Origin of the sequence: Streptomyces sp. NPDC021356, assembly GCF_040641015.1 — a bacterium.
Classification (GTDB): Bacteria; Actinomycetota; Actinomycetes; order Streptomycetales; family Streptomycetaceae; genus Streptomyces.
Genome location: NZ_JBFACU010000030.1, coordinates 90882 through 106810, shown reverse-complemented (window position 1 = coordinate 106810; position 15929 = coordinate 90882). Strand labels below are relative to the sequence as shown.

Sequence of the window (15929 nt, the reverse complement as noted above, 5' to 3'; positions counted from 1 at the left end):
TCCGCACCGGGACCGGCTTCCGCGCCGCCGGCCCGGGCGCCGGCCTCCGCACCGGGACCGGCTTCCGCGCCGCCGGCCCGGGCGCCGGCCTCCGCACCGGGACCGGCTTCCGCGCCGCCGGCCCGGGCGCCGGCCTCCGCTCCGTCTCCCGCCGCGACCGTTTCGGGCTTTTCGTCCATACGTCCAGTATCCCTGGTCCTACGCACCGCATCCTGCCCCCGCCAGTAGTAGGCACGGTGGTCGTAGGCAGAGCCGTGACCTGGGCGAACGGGACGCGATGCAGCACGCTGGAAAACGTGCCCGGCCGGAAGGCAGCCGGGCACGGCAACCGCTAGGAGACCCCTCGGCATGACCACTGTCGCCGCATACGCCGCCCCCGCAGCGAAGGCGCCGCTGGAGCGCACCACCATCGAGCGCCGCGCAGTCGGCGAGTTCGATGTGCTGATCGACATCAAGTTCGCCGGCATCTGCCACTCGGACATCCACCAGGCCCGCGAGGGCTGGGGCCAGGCCATCTTCCCGATGGTCCCCGGCCACGAGATCGCGGGCATCGTCTCCCAGGTCGGCCCCGGCGTCACCCGGTACGCCGTCGGCGACCGCGTGGGCGTCGGCTGCATGGTCGACTCCTGCCGTGAGTGCGAGAACTGCGCGGCGGGCCTGGAGCAGTACTGCACCCGCCGCCCCACCTGGACGTACAACGCCGTCGGCCGGGACGGGGAGCCGACCCACGGCGGCTACTCCCAGAAGATCGTGGTCGACGAGAACTACGTCGTCCGCATCCCCGACGGCCTGGCCCTGGACGTGGCCGCACCGCTGCTGTGCGCCGGCATCACCACGTACTCCCCGCTGAAGCACTGGAACACCGGCCCCGGCAAGAAGGTCGCCGTGGTGGGCTTCGGCGGCCTCGGGCACATGGGCGTCAAGATCGCCCACGCGCTCGGCGCGGAGGTCACCGTCCTCTCCCAGTCCCTGCGCAAGCAGGACGACGGCCTGCGCCTGGGCGCCGACCACTACTACGCCACCAGTGACCCGGCGACGTTCGAGAAGCTCGCGGGCACCTTCGACCTGATCCTGAACACGGTCTCGGCCCCGCTCGACTTCCCCGCGTTCCTGTCCCTGCTGCGCACGAACGGCGCGATGGTGAACGTCGGCCTGCCCGAGGAGCCGGTCGAGATCCCGCTCTCCGCGCTCTTCGGCAACCGGCGCAACCTCACCAGCTCCAACATCGGCGGCATCGCCGAGACCCAGGAGATGCTGGACTTCTGCGCCGCTCACGGCCTGGGCGCCGAGATCGAGCTGATCGACGCGGACCGGATCAACGAGGCCTACGAGCGGGTCCAGGCCAGCGACGTGCGCTACCGCTTCGTGATCGACACGGCGACGATCTGACCCGGCCGGGCCCCCGCCCGCGCCCTTATGGCCCCGCCCCCGCCGCTCGCCAACGTCCTCCCGGACGGTGCGGGCAGCCGGGGCACGGTCGTACCCACCGGGACTGGTGGGCGGCCGGGACGGGGGCCGGGGGAGCCGTGGATCTGTTGACGGCGGTGACCGCGGGGCGGGCCGCGGCGGGGCGCCGGTTCACCTGTCAGATGCCAGGTCAGTGGGGCAGTGTGGCCGGGCTGCCGCCGTTGGCCTCGTAGCCCGCCACCGCCAGGGCCCGGTAGACGGCGAACTCCGCCGCCGGATCCTCGGACAGGGTCCAGGGGAGGGCGCCCACATGGCCGTCGACGTGTATGAGCTGGTCCATGGCCTCCGCCCAGCGTTCGGAGCGGACCAGGAAGAACACCAGCAGGTGGCGGACGTGCGCGGCCATCGGGTCACCGGGGCGGGCGGCGTGGATCGCGTGCAGGGCGCCGTGGATGGCCTTGGTGACGACCTCGCTCTGGTAGAAGCCGCGGACGAGGTTCACCTCGGGAAGGTGCTCGAAGACCGCGAACAGCGGCATGGCGGCGAGCAGTGAGCCCTGCGGGGCGCGGGCGGCCGCGGCCTGGGCGAACTCCATCGCCAGCCGGCGCGAGCCGTGCCACTTCTCGCACCAGTAGTGCAGGGCGGCCAGGTGCGCGCCCATGTGGGCCGGGGCACGGTCGAGGATCTTCAGCCACAGCTGCTCGAACTCCGGCTGTGCGTAGGACAGTCCGCGCGCGATCGCCAGCTCGACGATGTACGGGACCGGGTCGCCCGGTGCCAGCAGCGCGGCCTCGCCGCACGACACCCTGGCCTCCTCCATGATGATCCGGAACTCGTCCGTCCCCGGCGTCGACGTCCGCCACGCCTGCTGGACCAGGAACTCGGCGTGCACCGCCGCGCCGCCCGCGTCCTTGGGAGCCTCGGCCCGCCACACCCGCAGCCACTGCCCGCCCGGCGTCTGGCTGACACCGCCCGGACGCTGCTGGAGCTCCAGTGCGGCGGCGCCGGCGAAGGCCTGCACGCGCTGCCAGCGCAGCTCGCCCTCCGCCTCGGTGCCCGCCAGCAGTTGGGAGGCCGCCCGGTAGTCCTGGGTGCGCTGCACGAGGTCCAGCACGTCCAGCAGGTCCTGGTCGGGGCCGGGCATGCGGACGTCCAGCTCCTCCTGCCGCACGAATCCGTAGTTCGCCGGGTCCGCGGCGTCCGGGTGCCCCGGCGGCACCTGCTCGATGACGCCCCGCCTGCGCCGCAGGAACGGGAGCAGCACGAAGCTCAGCAGCACCAGCGCCGTCAGGGCCCAGAGAATCTCCATGCCTCAAGCGAACCAGACCGCGCCGACAATTGGCCAACCTGCGGCCCGAGCCTGTGGAAAACCGACGACCGGACCGGTGGCGTGCCCGGTGGCGAGCCTGGTGCCGGGCCCGGTGGCCCGGCCCGCGGCGGCGGCGCGCCCTGCCTCCCGCGCCGACGCCGTGGGAGCACTACGCTCGGGCCCATGAGCGACGAGCACATCAGTCAGCACTTCGAGACCCTCGCGATCCACGCGGGCAACACCGCCGATCCCCTCACCGGCGCGGTCGTCCCGCCGATCTACCAGGTCTCGACCTACAAGCAGGACGGCGTCGGCGGTCTGCGCGGCGGTTACGAGTACAGCCGCAGCGCCAACCCGACCAGGACCGCCCTGGAGGAGAACCTCGCCGCCCTGGAGGGCGGCCGGCGGGGGCTCGCGTTCGCGTCCGGACTGGCGGCCGAGGACTGCCTGCTGCGCACGCTGCTCGTCCCCGGCGACCACGTCGTGATCCCCGATGACGCCTACGGCGGCACGTTCCGCCTGTTCGCCAAGGTCGTCTCCCGCTGGGGCGTGGAGTGGTCGGTCGCCGACACCAGCGACCCGGCCGCCGTACGGGCCGCCCTCACGGAAAGGACGAAGGTGGTGTGGGTGGAGACCCCCTCCAACCCGCTGCTCGGCATCACCGACATCGCCGCCGTCGCCCAGGTCGCCCGGGACGCCGGGGCCAGGCTCGTCGTGGACAACACCTTCGCCACGCCGTACCTGCAGCAGCCGCTCGCGCTCGGCGCCGACGTCGTCGTGCACTCCCTGACCAAGTACATGGGCGGCCACTCGGACGTCGTCGGCGGTGCGCTGATCGTGAGCGACGCCGGGCTCGGTGACGAGCTGGCGTACCACCAGAACGCCATGGGCGCGGTCGCCGGCCCCTTCGACTCCTGGCTGGTGCTGCGCGGCACCAAGACGCTCGCGGTGCGCATGGACCGGCACAGCGAGAACGCCACGAAGGTCGCCGACATGCTGTCCCGGCACGCGCGCGTGACACGCGTCCTGTACCCGGGACTGCCCGACCACCCCGGCCACGAGGTCGCCGGGAAGCAGATGAAGGCGTTCGGCGGCATGGTCTCCTTCCGGGTCGAGGGCGGCGAGGAGGCCGCTGTGCAGGTCTGCAACCGGGCCAAGGTGTTCACCCTCGGTGAGTCGCTGGGTGGCGTCGAGTCCCTGATCGAGCATCCGGGACGCATGACCCACGCCTCCGCGGCGGGCTCCGCCCTGGAGGTCCCCGCGGACCTGGTCCGTCTCTCCGTCGGCATCGAGAACGTCGACGACCTGCTGGAAGACCTGCAGCAGGCCCTCGGCTAGTGCTGTGGCCGGAAGGGTTTGCCGGAAGCTCGCGGCGTCCGGTGCGGTGCATCGCAAGGCGGAGCATTACCCGCGTACTGGACGTACTCGGGTGGTGCGACAACGCGGCGAGGCGCCGTGCCGGGCGTCGCGAGCCGGTGAACCCTTCCGGCCGCAGCACTAGTCAGGCCGGGCAGCCGGACCGGGCAGCCGGGGCCGGCCTCACCAGCCCGTCACGGGCGGGGTCGTCTGCGACGGCGGCACCGCCCACGGGCGTACCGTCAGCGCCCACACCACGAAGGCCACGGCCGCGGCACACAGCAGCAGCCACAGCGCGCGGCGGGCGAGCGTGCGGCGGCGCAGCATACGGCCCCCGCGGCGTACGGCATCGTCATACAGCTCGGTGGGCACCTGGGGCGGCGTCTGCTCCAGGATCCGCCGTACCGCCGACTCACGCTCCACTCTGTTCACTTCAGCCCCCGTTGGGTCTCCGTCGTGCCCGTGATGCCGACCGGCCCCGCGCCGACTACGAAGGAGCCACCTTCGGGCCGTCTCCGGCAGGGGCGCCGCGCGCGGGTGCGTGGGTGAGCGCGGCGATCGACCGGTCGCAGATGACCCGGACCCGTTCGATGGGCAGGCCCAGCAGAGCGGCCGCCTGCTCCTCGGCGACGCCCTCGTACAGCCTGAGGACGATGACCAGCCGCTCCTGCGGCGTCAGGGCGGCCAGGGCGCCGGGCGGCGCGGGGCGGGCGCGGCCCCGTACGCCGTGCTGGTGCCACGCCTCGCGGGCGAACCGGACGGCCAGCGTCTGGCGGGCGCGTTCGTAGGGGTCCTCGCCGCGCAACCGGTCCCAGCGCGCGTACGTGTGCGCGAGGGCCAGCGTCAGCAGCCGCCGCGCGCGCGGGTTGTCGTCCGGGGCCTCCGCGGTGAGCAGAGTGGCGGCATGCAGCAGCCGCCCCGCCGCGCCCGCGACGAACGCCTCGAACTCCCGGACCCGGCGCGCGCCGTGCGACGCCTGCCGTTCTCGCACCGCGCCTCCTGCCAAGGGCGATCGTCGGAAGACGGGGCCCGGTGCCCGTGCGACGGGACGCGAAACCGGTGCGACCGGCCCCCGGGTCTCATATCAGGCCAGGGGCGGCCCGCCGGTCAAGAGCCGCGCAGGCGGCATGTGGCATCGGGCCGGTCCGGGGGGACGGGAGGGGCCTCGGCCACGGCCCGCGCCGGGCGCGGCGGTCGGCACGCCAGGTGGCACGCCGTGCCGTCCGTGCGCCCGGGGGTCAGGACGCCGGCCCTGCCTCCCGGGCCGTGCCGCCCTGCGGCGACTGGCGGCCGGAGAGGGCGCTGTTGAAGCGGGTCAGCAAGGAGCAGAACGTCGCACGCTCCTCGGGCGTCCAGTCCTCGGTCAGCTCGGCCATCAGCCGGCGCCTGGACGTACGCACCTCCTCCAGCCGCGTCAGCCCGCGCGGGGAGAGCTGCAGCACCACGGCCCGCCCGTCCTCGGGGTGCGAGGTGCGCTTGACGAGCCCGGTGTCGACGAGCGGCGCCACCTGCCGGGTGACGGTGGAGGAGTCGATGCCCATGCTGCCTGCGAGCGCCTTGACGCCCATCGGGCCTTCCTTGTCGAGGCGGTTGAGCAGCAGGTAGGCAGCCCGGTCCATGGAGTTGCGCACCTGCCCCACCCCGCCGAGCCGGGTCTGTTCCGCACGGCGGGCGAACAGCGCCACCTCATGCTGGAGGGTTTCGAGGAGACCGGTGTCACCGACGGTCGTCATGTCCATCGACATTTCGGGTGTTGTGGGCATGGCCGGAGGCTCACTTCTGACGGGCTGCTGGGTTGGGGGACAGGGTACGCGGCCGGGCGCCGGGGCGTACCGGCGCTGCGCAAACCGGTCTCGCAGGTTGGTCACACCGGCGTGCCGCGGCCGTGAACTGCGAGACTCGAATCATGAGCTACGGCACGGCTGAGTCCTTCCCGCCCGTCACGCTGGACGACGTGCGGGGTGCCCAGAAGATGCTCTCCGGCGTGGCGCGGGTGACCGCGATGGAGAGCAGCAGGCACCTGTCCGAGCTGGCGGGCGCGCCGGTCTTCCTCAAGTGCGAGAACCTCCAGCGCACGGGTTCGTTCAAGCTGCGCGGCGCCTACGTCCGGATCGCCGGCCTGCTCCCGGAGGAGCGCGCCGCGGGGGTGGTGGCCGCGAGCGCGGGCAACCACGCGCAGGGCGTCGCCCTCGCCTCGGCGCTGCTCGGGGTGCACGCCACCGTGTTCATGCCGAAGGGCGCCCCGCTGCCGAAGATCAGTGCGACCGAGGGGTACGGCGCGGAGGTGCGCCTGCACGGCCAGGTGGTCGACGAGACGCTGGCCGCCGCGCAGGAGTACGCGGCCGAGACCGGCGCGGTCTTCATCCACCCCTTCGATCACCCGGACGTGATCGCGGGGCAGGGCACGGTGGGGCTCGAGATCCTGGAGCAGTGCCCGCAGGTGCGCACGATCGTCGTCGGCATCGGCGGCGGCGGGCTCGCGGCCGGGATCGCGGTGGCGGTGAAGGCGCTGCGGCCGGACGTGCGGATCATCGGGGTGCAGGCGGCGGGCTCGGCCGCGTACCCGCCCTCGCTGGCCGCGGGGCGGCCGGTGGCGATCGGGAACCCGACGACGATGGCCGACGGGATCAGGGTCGGGCGGCCGGGTGACGTGCCGTTCGGGATCGTCTCCGAACTGGTGGACGAAGTGCGCACGGTCGGCGAGGACCAGCTCTCGGCCGCGCTGCTGCTGTGCCTGGAGCGGGCCAAGCTGGTGGTGGAGCCGGCCGGCGCGAGCCCGGTGGCGGCGCTGCTCGGCGCGGAGGGGGCCGAGGGGGCCGAGGAGGCCTTGGCGGGGCCGGTCGTGGCGGTGCTCTCCGGTGGCAACGTCGATCCGGTGCTGCTCCAGCGCGTCCTGCGGCACGGCATGGCGGCCCAGGGCCGCTACCTGGCCGTCCGGCTGCGCCTGACGGACCGTCCCGGGGCTCTGGCCACGCTGCTCGGGGTGTTGTCAGTGGTGGATGCCAATGTTCTCGATGTGAGTCACGTACGGACCGACCCGCGGCTCGGGCTCACGGAGGCGGAGGTCGAGCTCCACCTGGAGACGAAGGGGCCGGCGCACTGCGCCGAGGTCGGCCAGGCCCTGCGCGAGGCCGGTTACACGGTCATCGCCTGAGCCGTCCCGGCGGAACGCGCGGCTCCGATTCCTCTCCGTCACTCGTTCGGTGAAATGCATTGAGGAACGCGATACATCGCGTTATGGTGTGAACGGCTCGGACCACTCCTGACCACCACTGATGACGTGGAGACTCACATGCCAGGCGCCATCTACGCCGAAGGCCTCGTGAAGACCTTCGGTGACGTAAGGGCTCTGGACGGCGTCGACCTCGACGTCCCCGAGGGCACCGTGCTCGGACTGCTCGGACCGAACGGCGCGGGTAAGACCACCACCGTCCGCTGTCTGACCACGCTGCTGCGGCCCGACAGCGGCAAAGCCGTCGTCGCGGGCATCGACGTGCTCCGGCAGCCCGACGAGGTACGCCGCTCGATCGGCCTGTCCGGCCAGTTCGCCGCGGTCGACGAGTACCTGACCGGCCGCGAGAACCTCCAGATGGTCGGCCGGCTCTACCAGATGCGGGCCAGGGCCGCGAAGGCCCGCGCCCAGGAGCTGCTGGAGCAGTTCCGCCTCGCCGAGGCGGCCGACCGGCCCGCGAAGACCTACTCCGGCGGCATGCGCCGCAGGCTCGACCTCGCGGCGGCGCTCGTGGTCGCCCCGCCGGTGATGTTCATGGACGAGCCGACCACCGGCCTCGACCCCCGCAACCGCCAGCAGTTGTGGGAGGTCATCAAAGAACTGGTCTCCGGCGGTACGACCCTGCTGCTGACCACGCAGTACCTGGAGGAGGCCGACCACCTCGCGCACGAGATAGCCGTGGTCGACCACGGCCGGGTCATCGCCCGCGGCACCTCCGACCAGCTCAAGGCCCGCACCGGCGGCGAGCGCGTCGAGGTCGTGGTGCGCGAGCGCGAGCACATCACCACCGCCGCCGAGGTGCTGGGCGGCTTCGGCAAGGGCGAGACCACCGTCGAGAAACACACCCGCAAACTCACCGTGCCCGTCTCGGGCGGCGCCAAGCTGCTGGCCGAGGTCATCCGCGAACTGGACTCCCGCGGGATCGAGATCGACGACGTCGGTCTGCGCCGCCCCACCCTGGACGACGTCTTCCTCTCCCTGACAGGCCACGCCGCGAAGGAGAAGGACGGCGCGACCGGCGAGGCCGGGGCGAGCGGCGCCGCGGCGAAGGACAACGGGCGCAAGAAGGAGACCGTCAAGTGAGTGCCGTCACCGACACGGCGCGGACCCTCGCGCCGGGCAACGCCCTGACCCGGTCCGTCCGCGACTCCCTCGTGGTCGCCCAGCGGAACCTGATCCGGATGTCCAGGATTCCCGAGGTGGTGATCTTCGGGCTCATCCAGCCGATCATGTTCGTGGTGCTGTTCACCTACGTGTTCGGCGGTTCCATGACGATAGGCGGGACCACCGACCCCGGCACCTACAAGAACTTCCTGATGGCCGGCATCTTCGCGCAGACCGTCACGTTCGCCACCGCCAGTTCCGGCGCGGGCATCGCCGACGACATGCACAAGGGCCTCATCGACCGCTTCCGCTCGCTGCCCATGGCGCGGGGTGCGGTCCTGACCGGGCGCACCCTGGCCGACCTGGTGCAGACGGCGCTCACCCTGCTCGTCCTCGCCGTCGTCGCCCTGCTGGTCGGCTGGCGCGTCGGCTCGGAGCACGGCACGAACGCCGGCCGGGTGCTCGCCGCCTTCGGTCTGCTGCTCCTGCTCGGGTACGCCTTCACCTGGATCGGCGCCCTGATCGGCCTGTCGGTGCGCACGCCCGAGGCGGCCACCTCCGGTGGACTGGTGTGGCTCTTCCCGGTGACGTTCATCTCGAACGCGTTCGTGGATTCCGGCCGGATGACGCCGTGGCTGCGGCACATAGCCGAGTGGAACCCGTTCAGTGCGACCGTCCAGGCGTGCCGCGTGCTCTTCGGCAACCCGGGGCAGTCGCACTCGACGGCCTGGCCCATGGAGCACCCGGTGTGGGCCTCGTTGATCTACTCGGCCCTGATCATCCTCGTCTTCCGGACCTGGGCGGTGCGCAAGTACCGCTCGGCCACGGTCTGAATCCGGCGCCCCGGAACGTGACGGAGCCCCCGGCGCCCGGTGAGGGGCGGCGGGGGCTCAGGCCCTGCCCGTCAGGCAGGGCGGGGTTCAGGCGTTGTACGGGTCGGCCTTGAGGATCGTCACCGAAGCCTTCTTGCCGTTCGGCAGCTCGTACTCCGCGTCCTCGCCGACCTTGTGGCCGATCACGCCGGAGCCGAGGGGCGACTGGGGAGAGTAGGTCTCGATGTCGGCGCTCGCGTATTCGCGGGAGGCCAGCAGGAAGGTCAGCGTGTCGTCCTCGTCCCCGTCGAAGGCGATCGTGACGACCATGCCCGGCGCGACCGCGCCGTCCGCGGAGGCCGGAGCCTCGCCGACCTGGGCGTTCTCAAGGAGCTGGGTCAGCTGGCGCACACGGAGCTCCTGCTTGCCCTGCTCCTCCTTGGCCGCGTGGTACCCACCGTTCTCGCGCAGGTCGCCCTCCTCACGCGCGGCCGCGATCTTGGCGGCGATCTCGGTGCGCGCAGGACCAGTAAGGTACTCAAGCTCGTCCTTGAGCTTGTTGTACGCCTCCTGGGTCAGCCAGGTGACGTTCTCGCTGGTCTGGGTCACAGGTGCTCCTCGTCGGTACTGGGAATACAAAGCATCGCCCTACCCAGAAGAATGGTCCCTCATGGATGGGCGAAACCACGAGCCTAACAATTCAGCGGCGAAAGGGGGAGGACATAAGCCATCTAATGTGCGTCAACGCAGGTCAGCGCCTGCGTATTCCACCTGGCGCGGTGGCGTTGCCGGGCGTGGCCCCGCCGACCGGCGCTTCAGACGCCCAGCCGACCGGCGCACCGGACGCCGCGCCCGGCGTCAGCCGGCGTGGCAGCCCAGCAGCTCGCCGGTCGTCCCCCGGGCCGTCGTGCGCAGGGTGAGGACCTTGTCGACCTGCTTGGCGTGCTGGTCGAAGCGGAAGTCGGCCCGGCCCACCTCGGTGCCGTCGGCCGCCTGGGAGCGCAGCGTGCAGTAGCCGCGCGCGTCGGCGTCCTTGTGCACCTCCAGATGGATCTGCACCGCGTCGTCCGACGCCTCGAACGAGACGACCTGCGCGCTGATCTTGTTCTGCCCGACGTAGTGGTAGGCGAAGTAACCGATCAGGACGAGGAGGAGGGCGCCCAGGACGGCACCGGCGATCTTGAGTTTGTGGTCGGCGCGTTCGTCCGGGGAGCGGCCGTAGCGGCCCTCGGGCAGCCGGGTGCTCGCCGTACTCATGATCGTCCTCTCGGCAGGGGGCGGGACGGACGTCCCGTGAGGGGCCCGGAGCGGGCTCCGGAATTATTCGCCCCCCGATTCGGTCACTATAGAAGCCCGGGACCGCGGCTCGGCCGCCACCCCGGAACGACGAGGCACCGTGGCGGCGGCCATGGAACGCCCGGCGACACAGGGCACCGACTTGACCTTGAGGATTGAGCCTTGACTGACCAGCTGCGACTGATGGCCGTGCACGCGCACCCCGACGACGAGTCGAGCAAGGGCGCGGCCACCATGGCGAAGTACGTGTCCGAGGGGGTGGACGTGCTGGTGGTGACCTGCACGGGCGGAGAGCGCGGCTCCATCCTCAACCCCAAGCTCCAGGGCGACACGTACATCGAGGAGCACATCCACGAAGTGCGCAAGAAGGAGATGGACGAGGCCCGCGAGATCCTCGGCGTCAAGCAGGAGTGGCTCGGCTTCGTCGACTCCGGCCTGCCCGAGGGCGACCCGCTGCCGCCGCTGCCCGAGGGCTGTTTCGCCCTGGAGGACGTCGACAAGGCGGCCGGCGAGCTGGTGCGCCAGATCCGTTCCTTCCGCCCGCAGGTGATCACCACCTACGACGAGAACGGCGGCTACCCGCACCCCGACCACATCATGACCCACAAGATCTCGATGGTGGCGTTCGAGGGCGCGACGGACACCGAGAAGTACCCGGAGGAGGAGTACGGCCCGGCGTACCGGCCGGTGAAGCTGTACTACAACCAGGGCTTCAACCGCGCGCGCACCGAGGCACTGCACAAGGCCCTGCTCGACCGGGGCCTGGAGTCCCCCTACGGCGAGTGGCTGGAGCGCTGGGAGAAGTCCGGTCACAAGGACCGCACGCTGACCACGCACGTTCCCTGCGCGGACTTCTTCGAGACCCGCGACAAGGCGCTGATCGCCCACGCCACGCAGATCGACCCCGACGGCGGCTGGTTCCGGGTGCCGATGGACATCCAGAAGGAGGTCTGGCCGACCGAGGAGTACGAGCTGGCGAAGTCGCTCGTGGACACCTCGCTGCCCGAGGACGACCTCTTTGCGGGCGTCCGGTAGCCCTGAGGGAGAATGCCTGACATGAGCGCAAGCGCGAGCCTGGCAACGACGCATCTGGTCACCCTGGCCGAGTTCGACAAGAACAAGGTCACCCCCGGCGTCCTCGGTTTCATCGTCTTCGCGGTGATGGCCCTGGCGGTGTGGTTCCTGATGAAGTCCATGAACCGCCACATGGGCAAGGTGGACTTCAAGGAGTCCGCGGACGCCGACGGCAACCAGCCCGGCAAGGGCGCAGGCGGCCCGGGCCGGGCCCACCCCTCCAAGGGCTAGCCGGCCAGGGACCTGCGCGTCGGCGTCACGGCCGCGCGTCCGTCCCAGGGTGATCGCGCCACCGCTCCCGGTGGGCGCGATCACCCTGAGGCATGCCCGCGCACCCGCCGCGCGCTTCCCCCTCACCCCCGCGCCGGGGCCGCCTCCACCCCCATCACCTCGCGGGCGTGCCGGTCCGGGACCATGCCCAGGCGCCACGCCTGCCAGCCCGCCTCCAGGCTCACACCGCGTTCCAGGACGAGCCGGTACGCCTCGACGTAGCCCTCCAGCTTCCGGTCCCGCAGCGGGTGCCCGGCTCGGGCCAGGGCGGCCAGGTCCTCCTGGGCGACCGCCGTGCCGACCTCCACGCCGCCGGGCGCCGCGTACGGCAGCAGCGTGCAGCGCAGGAAGCGCGCCCAGTCCTCGCCGCGCCGGTCACCGTAGGAGGCGAACAGGGCCAGCGCCTCGTCGCACAGGGCGAGGGCCTGCGGCGTGCGGGCGTTGCCCGCGTCGACCACAGCCAGCTCCAGGCAGGTCCAGGCCTCGCCGTGCGCCACGCCGATGCGCTGGAAGTCGGCGCGGGCGTCGACCAGGAGCTGGCGGGCGAAACCCGAGTTGCGCAGCGAGCCGGTCTGCGCCGCCCGCTGGTCGCGGGTCACCCGGGCCGAGTGGTGGCGGGCGCAGGCCAGGCCGTAGACGTCGCGCATCCGGGAGAACATCGTGCGGGCCCGTTCCAGCTCGCGCACCGCATGGTCCAGGCCGCCGGTCTCCTCCAGCGCCTGCCCCAGGTAGTACAGCGTCCATGCCTCGCCGCGGGCGTCCTCGTTGTCGCGGTGCCGGGCGGCCGCCCCGCGCAGCGCCTCCACCGCCTCGGCCCTCTCCCCGGCCAGCAGCCGGGCGCGGGCCAGCTGGGTCAGCGCCCAGGCCTCGCCGCGGGCGTCGCGGGTGCGGCCGTAGCGCTCCAGGGCCTCGCGCAGGTTCGTCTCGGCGCGCTCCACGTCGCCCTGGCGCAGCGCGAGCTGGCCCAGCTGGAAGTGGGCCCACGCCTCGCCGTGCAGCGAGCCGCCCTCGCGGTGCAGCACCAGGGAACGCGTCAGCAGGTCCAGCGCCTCGGCGAGATTGCCCCGGTCGCGCTCCACCGCCGCCAGCGCGTGCATCGTCCACGCCCGGTCGGTGGCCAGCTGCGGCACGTCCTGCAGCGCCAGGGCCTCGCGCAGCCGGGCCGCGGCCTCGCCCAGGTTGCCCTGGTGGTGCAGCGTGATGCCGAGCGAGTTCAGCGCGCGGGCCGCACCCGCCTCGTGGTGCGCCTCCCGGTACAGGTCGACGACCGAGGCGAGCGTGGCGCGGGCCTGGTCCAGTTCGCCCAGCTGCCGGGCCGCGATACCGGTGCGCCACTGCACCGAGCGGACGAGCAGCCCCTGGTCGACGGCCTGGGTCAGCTCGCTGATCTCGCCCAGCCGGTACAGGTCGCCGCGCAGCAGGCAGTAGTCGCACAGCGCGCCCAGCAGGTTGAGGACGGCGGCCTGGTCCACTTCCTCGGCGTGCCGCAGGGCCGCCGTGATGAAGCTGGACTCGTCGTCCAGCCAGCGCAGCGCCTCGTCGAGGGAGGTGAAGCCGTGCGGGCTGAAGCGGTCCGAGCGGGTCGAGTTGTTGCCGTCGACCAGGCGCAGCACGGAGTCGGCCAGCTCGGCGTAGTTCCCGATCAGCCGCTCCTGCGCGGCCGTGCGCTCGGCGGGGTCCTCCTCGTCCAGCAGCCGGGCGTGGGCGAAGGCCCGTACCAGGTCGTGCAGCCGGTAGCGGCTGCCCCGCACGTGGTCGATCAGACCGGCGCGGGCCAGGGCCGTCAGGTGCCGGGTCGCCTCGGCCTCGTCCGTGGCCAGCAGAGCTGCCGCCGCCGCGGCGCCCAGTGAGGCGCGTCCCGCCAGGGCGAGCCGGCGCAGCAGCCGGCGGGCGGGTTCCGCCTGGTCGGTGTAGCGCAGCCACAGGGCCCGTTCGACCGGGTCGACCGGGCCGTACGCCGCGAGGTCGGTGGCCAGCCGGCGCGGCGAGCGCGGGCCGAGGGCGGAGCCCGCGATCCGCAGCGCCAGCGGCAGTCCGCCGCACAGCGCGTGGATCCGCTCGGCCGACTCCGCGTCGTAGGGCCCGGAGGTGTCCTCGGCGGCGGCGCCCAGCAGTTCCTCGGCGCCCGCCTCGTCCAGGGCCTCGACCGGCAGCTGGTACACCCAGGCCGGCAGGTCGGCGGGCAGTTCCAGCGGGGTGCGGGCGGTGACCAGGACCAGGCCGTCGGAGCGCTCGGGCACCAGGGCCCGCACCTGTCCGGCGTCCGGGGCGTCGTCCAGCACGATGGTCACCGGCAGGCCCGTCAGATGCTGGTCGTACAGCTCGCCCAGCCGTTTGACCTGCTGGTCGGGGGAGGAACGGTCGCGGAACAGGAGCTGCTCGCGGGGCGCTCCGAGCCGGTTCAGCAGGTGCAGCAGCGCGTCGCGGGTCGACAGCGGCGGTTCGTCCGCGCTGTCGCCGCGCAGGTCGACGACGACCGCGCCGCGGAACTGGTCGCGCAGCTCGTGCGCCGCGCGCACGGCGAGGGTGGAGCGTCCGGAGCCGGGCGCGCCGTGCAGCACGACGACCGTCGGCCGGGTCTCGGTGTGGGCGCGGGCCGCCTGCACCCACTGCCCAATCCGCGCCAGCTCCTGCCGACGCCCGGCGAACATGCCGTCCGGCTGCGGTAGTTGGCCGAAGGACTGCTCCAGCACGCTGCGCCGGCGGGCCGCCGCGCTCTTGTCCGTGCCGCGCAGCCGGGGCGCCGCCTTCTTCGGCGCGGCGGAGGCGGTGAGCACGCGCTGCTGGTCCAGGAACGGCCGGATGCCGCGCACCTCCAGGGCGGTGAGCCACTGCAGCCGCAGCTGCTCGGGGCCACCGGGCTGACCGGCCGCGCCCGCCCGCCGGTGGGCGGCGGGCAGATGGGTGGCGCTCACCTTGACGACGGTGGCGGCGGCGCCCGCCACGCCGGCGACGGCACCCGCGCCGAGGGCGGTGCCCGCCCCGGTGCCGAGCGCCAGGTCGCCCACGGCGGCGGCGAGCGCGGCAACGACCGAGACCATCAGGGGTGTTCCGGCCCCTTCGCGCGCGTAGCGCTGCGCGAAGGTCAGCTGCCCGGCCGCCGCCTCGTCCAGCGCCCGGGTGTACGCCTCGTACTCCTCCTGCGCGGGCCGGGCGAGGGAGTCCAGCGCGGCCTTGGCGCGCGAGAGCAGGACGCCGCCGTCCACACGCCCGCCCGACCGGCGCACCTCCTCCTCCACGGCCCGGCCCAGCAGCCGTTCGGCCTCCGCCCGATGAGCGTCCCGCATGTCCCGTCCCCCTCCGGCGGCAACTCCTTCGCCTACGAGTGTCCTTCGAGCGGCGCGCCGGCGCGAGGGGGTGGCGATCACTGGCGCCGTTGTCGTGACTTTCGTAAGACTCGCTCGTTTTTGTGAACGTCGATCTGGTGGTCGGAAGGGGGAACATGAACGACGTTCATACGCACTGGCAAAGCGAACTCCTCAATGTCGCGTCCCACGCCCGGACATCCGAGGATTTCCGGCAAAGGAACGGCCACGGAGTCCGCCCTCAGCTGCGGATCGATGAGCGCACCGCACACGAGCACGGCTGCCGGGTGGTGGCCACCTACGTCGACAACGGGCGCACCGCGTCCAAGGAAGGCGTGGTGCGGCCCGCGTTCGATCGGTTGCTCGAGGATCTGGTGCGGGGGCGCACGGCCGAGGGTCGGGACGTACACGGAGTCGTCTGCGTTGCCGACGATCGCCTGTAGCGACGTCCCGAGGACCTAGGGCCCTTCTGGTGGATCTCCGCAGCGTCGCGACGCCCGGCACGCACTTTCGCCGCACCGCGCGCAAGCCCAAGTAGCTCCGCTGCGAGGGCTCCCACGCGGCACTCCCCCAAGCTCTTCGAGCAGGGGGGACCCCCAGAGCACGCACCGAACGCCGCTTCTTCCCTCGCGGAGATCCACCAGAAGGGCCCTGGCCCGATTCTTCGCCGCGCTGACAAGCAGACCCGGCCGGGTGTACCTCGATCCGGCGGGTTTCCGGGATCCGTACACGCAGGAAGGCCTGCTGCAGGCAGTGAGGTCGCT

15 protein-coding genes are annotated in these 15929 nt (G+C 72.5%); 8 read left to right on the top strand and 7 right to left on the bottom strand.

The genetic code is table 11. The annotated features are described in order from the left end of the window. Positions 1-348 precede the first annotated feature (348 nt). Positions 349-1389 (top strand): NAD(P)-dependent alcohol dehydrogenase, encoded by a 1041-nt coding sequence (locus tag AB0G56_RS31795; protein ID WP_360976194.1) that lies wholly within the window; start codon positions 349-351, stop codon positions 1387-1389. A gap of 208 nt (positions 1390-1597) precedes the next feature. Here the strand turns inward: AB0G56_RS31795 and AB0G56_RS31790 are convergent, their stop codons facing one another. Next, positions 1598-2716: a hypothetical protein gene (locus AB0G56_RS31790; protein ID WP_360976191.1), complete on the bottom strand. Its 1119-nt coding sequence runs from the start codon at positions 2714-2716 to the stop codon at positions 1598-1600. A gap of 183 nt (positions 2717-2899) precedes the next feature. Between AB0G56_RS31790 and AB0G56_RS31785 the strand changes: the two genes are divergently transcribed. Continuing rightward, positions 2900-4054 carry a cystathionine gamma-synthase gene (locus AB0G56_RS31785; RefSeq protein WP_360976188.1) on the top strand — a complete coding sequence of 385 codons (1155 nt, stop codon included), beginning with the start codon at positions 2900-2902 and terminating at the stop codon, positions 4052-4054. Between the two features lie 201 nt (positions 4055-4255). On the opposite strand, the gene AB0G56_RS31780 is transcribed toward AB0G56_RS31785, so the two are convergent. The 3 genes from AB0G56_RS31780 to AB0G56_RS31770 all read right to left on the bottom strand — a co-directional run bounded on the left by AB0G56_RS31780 (position 4256) and on the right by AB0G56_RS31770 (position 5835). Further along, positions 4256-4504 carry a hypothetical protein gene (locus AB0G56_RS31780; RefSeq protein ID WP_360976185.1) on the bottom strand — a complete coding sequence of 83 codons (249 nt, stop codon included), beginning with the start codon at positions 4502-4504 and terminating at the stop codon, positions 4256-4258. Between the two features lie 55 nt (positions 4505-4559). Then, on the bottom strand, positions 4560-5063 hold the full coding sequence (locus tag AB0G56_RS31775) for a sigma factor-like helix-turn-helix DNA-binding protein (RefSeq protein ID WP_360976182.1): 504 nt from the start codon (positions 5061-5063) through the stop codon (positions 4560-4562). Positions 5064-5310: 247 nt separating this feature from the next. Then, positions 5311-5835, bottom strand: coding sequence for a MarR family transcriptional regulator (locus AB0G56_RS31770; RefSeq protein ID WP_360976179.1), 525 nt, complete (start codon positions 5833-5835; stop codon positions 5311-5313). Positions 5836-5978: 143 nt separating this feature from the next. On the opposite strand from AB0G56_RS31770, the gene ilvA reads away from it, so the two are divergent. The 3 genes from ilvA to AB0G56_RS31755 all read left to right on the top strand — a co-directional run bounded on the left by ilvA (position 5979) and on the right by AB0G56_RS31755 (position 9241). Further along, positions 5979-7226 carry a threonine ammonia-lyase gene (gene ilvA / locus AB0G56_RS31765; RefSeq protein ID WP_360976176.1) on the top strand — a complete coding sequence of 416 codons (1248 nt, stop codon included), beginning with the start codon at positions 5979-5981 and terminating at the stop codon, positions 7224-7226. 138 nt (positions 7227-7364) lie between these two features. Then, positions 7365-8387, top strand: coding sequence for an ATP-binding cassette domain-containing protein (locus tag AB0G56_RS31760; protein WP_360976173.1), 1023 nt, complete (start codon positions 7365-7367; stop codon positions 8385-8387). Then, the gene (locus tag AB0G56_RS31755; protein ID WP_360976170.1) at positions 8384-9241 is read left to right on the top strand and encodes an ABC transporter permease; all 858 of its coding nucleotides are present in this window, start codon (positions 8384-8386) and stop codon (positions 9239-9241) included. The genes AB0G56_RS31760 and AB0G56_RS31755 overlap by 4 nt, the downstream gene beginning before the upstream one ends. Positions 9242-9328: 87 nt before the next feature. On the opposite strand, the gene greA is transcribed toward AB0G56_RS31755, so the two are convergent. Continuing rightward, positions 9329-9829 carry a transcription elongation factor GreA gene (greA, locus tag AB0G56_RS31750; protein ID WP_360976167.1) on the bottom strand — a complete coding sequence of 167 codons (501 nt, stop codon included), beginning with the start codon at positions 9827-9829 and terminating at the stop codon, positions 9329-9331. Between the two features lie 249 nt (positions 9830-10078). Then, the gene (locus AB0G56_RS31745; RefSeq protein ID WP_360976164.1) at positions 10079-10477 is read right to left on the bottom strand and encodes a DUF4307 domain-containing protein; all 399 of its coding nucleotides are present in this window, start codon (positions 10475-10477) and stop codon (positions 10079-10081) included. 222 nt (positions 10478-10699) lie between these two features. Here AB0G56_RS31745 and mca point away from each other — a divergent pair, with 222 nt between their 5' ends. Next, a complete protein-coding gene (mca, locus tag AB0G56_RS31740) occupies positions 10700-11551 on the top strand; it encodes a mycothiol conjugate amidase Mca (protein ID WP_360976209.1) in 852 nt (283 codons plus the stop codon). A 12-nt stretch (positions 11552-11563) separates the two neighbouring features. After that, positions 11564-11821, top strand: a complete 258-nt coding sequence (locus tag AB0G56_RS31735; RefSeq protein ID WP_360976161.1) for a hypothetical protein — start codon at positions 11564-11566, stop codon at positions 11819-11821. A 122-nt stretch (positions 11822-11943) separates the two neighbouring features. Here the strand turns inward: AB0G56_RS31735 and AB0G56_RS31730 are convergent, their stop codons facing one another. Beyond that, the gene (locus AB0G56_RS31730) at positions 11944-15147 is read right to left on the bottom strand and encodes a tetratricopeptide repeat protein (protein ID WP_360976158.1); all 3204 of its coding nucleotides are present in this window, start codon (positions 15145-15147) and stop codon (positions 11944-11946) included. 122 nt (positions 15148-15269) lie between these two features. On the opposite strand from AB0G56_RS31730, the gene AB0G56_RS31725 reads away from it, so the two are divergent. Next, positions 15270-15608: a recombinase family protein gene (locus AB0G56_RS31725; RefSeq protein WP_360976155.1), complete on the top strand. Its 339-nt coding sequence runs from the start codon at positions 15270-15272 to the stop codon at positions 15606-15608. Positions 15609-15929: the final 321 nt, after the last annotated feature.